This is a genomic window from Haloferax sp. s1 (assembly GCF_058382125.1).
In genome coordinates, this window is sequence record NZ_JBZRPK010000690.1 from 1 (window position 1) to 4,305 (window position 4,305).

The following is a 4,305-nucleotide window of genomic DNA, read 5'->3' on the forward strand; positions in this document are numbered from 1 at the left end:
CCGCGGGGGCAACGAGGGTTGCCGGGGGCGCCGACGACCCCGGGGTCGCCCCCGCGCGCGCCGTTCCCATTCGCGTGGGCGTGGAGCACGCGGGCGGGCGCGTCCCCGGCGCCCAGGCCGCCCCCCCCGAAGTCGAGGGGCACGACCGCCGCTTCTCTGGCGCGTTCCATGACGGCGTAGTCGATACTGACCGAGTCGACCGCCTCGAATCCGGCTTCTGTGTCGCCTGCGTCGAGTGCGTCGACGAGCGGTTCGAGCGGCGAGTCGCGGGCGGCCGCGAGGAGGGCTTCGGGCGTCCACGCGAACATACCGGCGTTCCACAGATAGCCCGCTTCGACGTATCGGGTAGCCGTGTCGGCATCCGGTTTCTCGTGGAACGCGGCGAGGTCGTAGTAGTCGCCGCGTTCCGTACCGGGTTCGATGTACCCGTAGCCGGTATCTGGGCGCGTCGGGTCGACGCCGAAGGCGACGAGAGAGTTAGTTTCGGCAGCGACACGCGCGCCACGGGCCATCGCTTCGGAGAAGCCGTCGCCGACGTGGTGGTCGCTCGGGAGGACGACCACGACCGGGTCGTCGTACAACTCAGCGATTCGGTGGGTTGCGTAGACGAGCGCCGGACCGGTGTCCTTCGCGGCGGGTTCGACGACGACTTCGGCGTCGGGGGCATGGTCTGCTATCTCATCGGCGAATGTTGGGCGCGTCGAGACGACGACGTGGTCGGCGAAATCGGCGCGCGAGACGGTTTCTGCGAGGAGCGACTGGTCGCCGCCGAGCGGGAGGAACTGTTTGGGACGGTCGCTTCTGCTTGCGGGGTAGAGACGCGTGCCGGTGCCGCCGGCGAGGACGAGTGCGACGAGTGGGCGGTCCATACCGAGCGGTCACGCTACAGCCACAAAATCCTACCACGTCGCCGGTGCTGGTTTTGTTCCTCCCACGCCGTCACCCTACCACGTCTCGACGATACCCTCACGGATGTCCTCGACGCAGCCCTGGCAGTCGGGGTGGTCGGGGTCGAAGCAGGCGGGGCGACCTTTCGCGTCGATGGCGACGGCGCGGCGTTCGACGTGTCGGCGACAGACGATTTTTGCGCGGCCCTCGTCGTCGTGGGGGAGCGAATCGAGAACCTCGGATGTCTGCTGACCGTCCTGATAGGCGCGCTTGACCTCCTCGTAGCGCTTGCCGGCGGTGCGGGCGGCGCTTCGAATGATGCTTTCGAGGCGGTCGTCCATGGTAACGGATGTGTGCCCCGTGGCTATCAATTCCTCGCTCTCAGGGACTCGCGCTTTACTTTCACTCCGGCTCAGACATTTTTATATGAGTACGCGGCCAACGTCCGTATGCCTCCCAATGGAAACCAAGGTGGAGGCGAGGTAGACCATGACTGATTTGCGAAGCCACGCAGCGGAGATAGCCGAACAGTTCTCGGACCATTTAGACGTGTCCACCGACGAGGTCGAAGAACGACTCGAAAGCCTCGTCAGCGAATACCGCGTCCCCGTCGACGAAGCACGCCGGAGTGTCGTCAACAGTTACCTCGACGAAGCGGGTATCGAACGCGACGAACTCGGCGGCGGTGCCGGCGGAAACGAACAGACCCTGCTCAACGACATCGACGAGGACGAACAGTGGGTCGACGTGCGCGCGAAGGTCGTCGAACTCTGGGAACCCCAGAACGAGGCCATCGCACAGGTCGGCCTGCTCGGCGACGAATCCGGCCGGATGAAGTTCGTCTCCTTCACTACGTCCGAACTTCCCGAACTCGAAGAAGGGAAGTCGTACGCGCTCGGGAACGTCGTCACCGACGAGTACCAGGGCAACTTCTCCGTGAAGCTCAACCGGACGACGAGCATCGCGGAACTCGACGAGGAAATCGAAGTCGGCGACGACTCGACCACCGTCGAGGGGGCACTCGTGGACATGCAATCCGGGAGCGGTCTCATCAAGCGCTGCCCCGAAGAGGGCTGTACGCGCGTCCTGCAGAACGGGCGCTGTTCGGAGCACGGCAACGTCGAAGGTGAATTCGACCTCCGCATCAAGGCCGTCGTCGACGACGGCGACGAGGTTCACGAAGTCATCTTCAACCGCGAGATGACCGAAGCACAGACCGGCATCGAGCTGGACGAAGCGAAGCAAATGGCCATGGACGCCCTCGACACCACCATCGTCGAAGAGGAGATGCGCGGTGACCTCGTGGGGTACTACTACCGGGTCACTGGCCCGACGCTGGGCCGGTACGTGCTCGCCAACGAAATCGAGCGTCTGAGTGAGCCTGCTGACGCCGAAGAACTGCTCATCAAAGCGAGGTCGATGTAAATGAGTTCTAACGATATCCCCACCCGAGAGGTCGCCCGGCGCGTCTTCGCACAGGAGTTCAACGACGCCGGTTACACGTTCAAGGAATCCGACGACGAGCGCGCACCCGTCTACGTGCTGCTCCCGACGGGCGAAAGCGCCAACCGTATCTTCCTCGTCGGCACCCTCACCGAGAAGGAAGACGTCGGCGAAGACAACGAGTACTGGCGCGGCCGCATCGTCGACCCGACAGGGACGTTCTTCGTCTACGCCGGTCAGTACCAGCCCGAGGCCGCAAGTACACTGCGTGACCTCGAAGCACCCGCCTACGTCGCGGTCGTCGGCAAGCCACGGACCTACGAGACCGACGACGGGACTATCAACGTCTCCGTCCGCCCCGAGTCCATCACCGAAGTCGATGCGTCGACGCGCGACCGCTGGGTGACCGAAACGGCCGAGAAGACGCTCGACCGAATCGAGGCGTTCGACGACGAAGGCAACGAGTACGCGCGGATGGCCCGCGAGCACTACGAACTCGACCCCGACGAGTACAAGCGCGCCGCCATCGCCGCGCTCGAAAGCCTCGAACAGACTGACGAACTGAACGCGTAGGACCCCACCGGCCGCATTGGCCGCGTTCTCCCGAACCGACGGACGGTTTTCCACCGTCACACGCCCCATTTTATCGTCGTTTGTCGTGAGTACGGTCAGTGCCCCCGCTCGTCTGACGAAACGTTAAGTGTCCGGAATACAGACCGACGAGTATCATGGGCAACAAGAACAAAACCATCTCGTTTCGCGTCAACGAAGACGCGTTCGAGACCCTTCGGGAGATTGCCGAAGAGCGGGACATCTCCCTGTCCGCCGTCTTCCGCGACTACGTGGACACGTTAGTTGCCCACGACGGTCAGGTGCAGGTCGTCCCCAAGCACGAATTAGAGCAGTTGCGAGACGGCGAAGAGGAGTCCTTCCCGCCGACCGTCGAGGTTCCGAAGAGCTTCATCCGCGAGCACGAGCGCCTCGAACTGGAGGCCGAGCATCTCCGCGAACAGCTCGAAGAACACAAGGGCTACGTGAACTACCTCCGCGAACAGGTAGAAAGCGACCACGACGACGTCGAGGAGGTCATCCAACTGGAAGACCTCGATGCGGGCGACGAACAGTCGTTCCGACTCGGATAGGAGTCAGTCGTCTCAGACGGCGATTCGGTTAGTGTTGGTCCTCAACGAGGGCCGACGAGGTCTTTCTTCGCCCGTCGCGCTTCGTCTTGCATCTCTTTGTCGCCTTCCACATCCGCGAGCGCTTCGACCGATTCGAGCGTCCGCACCGAGTTGTCGAGGAACGAGAGCACGTCGCCGGGGTAGGCGTACACCATGTAGTCGTCGCTCATCACGTCGACGATAGCGTCGGGGCCGAGTCCTTGCGCGCGGAGTTCGAGCAGGTATTCGATGAATTTCCGCTCGGGGTAGCCGGTGTAGATGTCGTCGGAGTTCTCACAGTCGAGGAAGTCCTGTGCGAAGTCGAGCAGTCGGTCCCGGGTGGCGTCGTCGACTTTCGAGAGTCCCTCGCCGGAGTAGAGAATTTCGAGGGTCGCACCGCTAAACACGCGTTTCGGGATGTTCGTATCCAGTTGCGAGACGATTTGGCGGTGGTTTTTGAGATAGATTTTGTCCGTGATAGCCACGCTTGGACACCCCTTGGGTGGTGACGTGCAAAAGATTCTCGGTGGCGGGTGTGCGGGTCTGAGTCGCACTGCCCCCGAGTCGTAACGTATTTTAATCGTAGCGAATTACAGATGGATGCAGCGTGTCCGGGTTGGGGTAGTGGACTATCCTTCAGCCTTGTGGAGGCTGAGACGCGGGTTCAATTCTCGCACCTGGACCTCTTCTTCAAATTTCAACCGGCGAGCACCGCGTAGCGTGTGCGAGCCCTCCTGAAATTTGGTGTGAGGTGTGACTGCAAGATTGAACTCAGGAGCGAAGTGAGTGTCAGCGAACGGAGTGACCAAAAGTT

At 62.5% G+C, this 4,305-nt stretch carries 6 protein-coding genes and 1 tRNA gene; 4 read left to right on the top strand and 3 right to left on the bottom strand.

The genetic code is table 11. The features are described 5' to 3' along the window. Together QT222_RS17880 and QT222_RS17885 are read right to left on the bottom strand one after the other, a co-directional pair. A partial coding sequence (locus tag QT222_RS17880) for a sugar phosphate nucleotidyltransferase (protein WP_491477956.1) occupies positions 1 to 869 on the bottom strand: 869 nt, incomplete at its 3' end. 75 nt (positions 870 to 944) lie between these two features. Next, positions 945 to 1,229, bottom strand: a complete 285-nt coding sequence (locus QT222_RS17885; RefSeq protein WP_491477957.1) for a DUF7091 family protein — start codon at positions 1,227 to 1,229, stop codon at positions 945 to 947. 148 nt (positions 1,230 to 1,377) lie between these two features. On the opposite strand from QT222_RS17885, the gene QT222_RS17890 reads away from it, so the two are divergent. The 3 genes from QT222_RS17890 to QT222_RS17900 all read left to right on the top strand — a co-directional run bounded on the left by QT222_RS17890 (position 1,378) and on the right by QT222_RS17900 (position 3,473). Beyond that, entirely contained in the window at positions 1,378 to 2,313 is a 936-nt protein-coding gene (locus QT222_RS17890; RefSeq protein WP_004058279.1) for a hypothetical protein, read from the top strand. Continuing rightward, positions 2,314 to 2,904 carry an RPA family protein gene (locus tag QT222_RS17895; RefSeq protein ID WP_491477958.1) on the top strand — a complete coding sequence of 197 codons (591 nt, stop codon included), beginning with the start codon at positions 2,314 to 2,316 and terminating at the stop codon, positions 2,902 to 2,904. It begins immediately after the preceding gene. Between the two features lie 155 nt (positions 2,905 to 3,059). Next, positions 3,060 to 3,473, top strand: a complete 414-nt coding sequence (locus QT222_RS17900) for a DUF8146 domain-containing protein (protein WP_004058283.1) — start codon at positions 3,060 to 3,062, stop codon at positions 3,471 to 3,473. Between the two features lie 41 nt (positions 3,474 to 3,514). Here the strand turns inward: QT222_RS17900 and QT222_RS17905 are convergent, their stop codons facing one another. Further along, complete coding sequence (locus QT222_RS17905) at positions 3,515 to 3,976, bottom strand: DUF5814 domain-containing protein (RefSeq protein WP_004058285.1); 462 nt, start codon at positions 3,974 to 3,976, stop codon at positions 3,515 to 3,517. Positions 3,977 to 4,101: 125 nt separating this feature from the next. On the opposite strand from QT222_RS17905, the gene QT222_RS17910 reads away from it, so the two are divergent. Next, positions 4,102 to 4,174, top strand: a tRNA-His gene (locus QT222_RS17910). Positions 4,175 to 4,305 lie beyond the last annotated feature (131 nt).

Coding starts and splice junctions, on each gene's coding strand:
- QT222_RS17885 (WP_491477957.1), bottom strand. CDS start 1,229: ATGGACGACCGCCTCGAAAGCATCATTCGAAGCGCCGCCCGCACCGCC.
- QT222_RS17890 (WP_004058279.1), top strand. CDS start 1,378: ATGACTGATTTGCGAAGCCACGCAGCGGAGATAGCCGAACAGTTCTCG.
- QT222_RS17895 (WP_491477958.1), top strand. CDS start 2,314: ATGAGTTCTAACGATATCCCCACCCGAGAGGTCGCCCGGCGCGTCTTC.
- QT222_RS17900 (WP_004058283.1), top strand. CDS start 3,060: ATGGGCAACAAGAACAAAACCATCTCGTTTCGCGTCAACGAAGACGCG.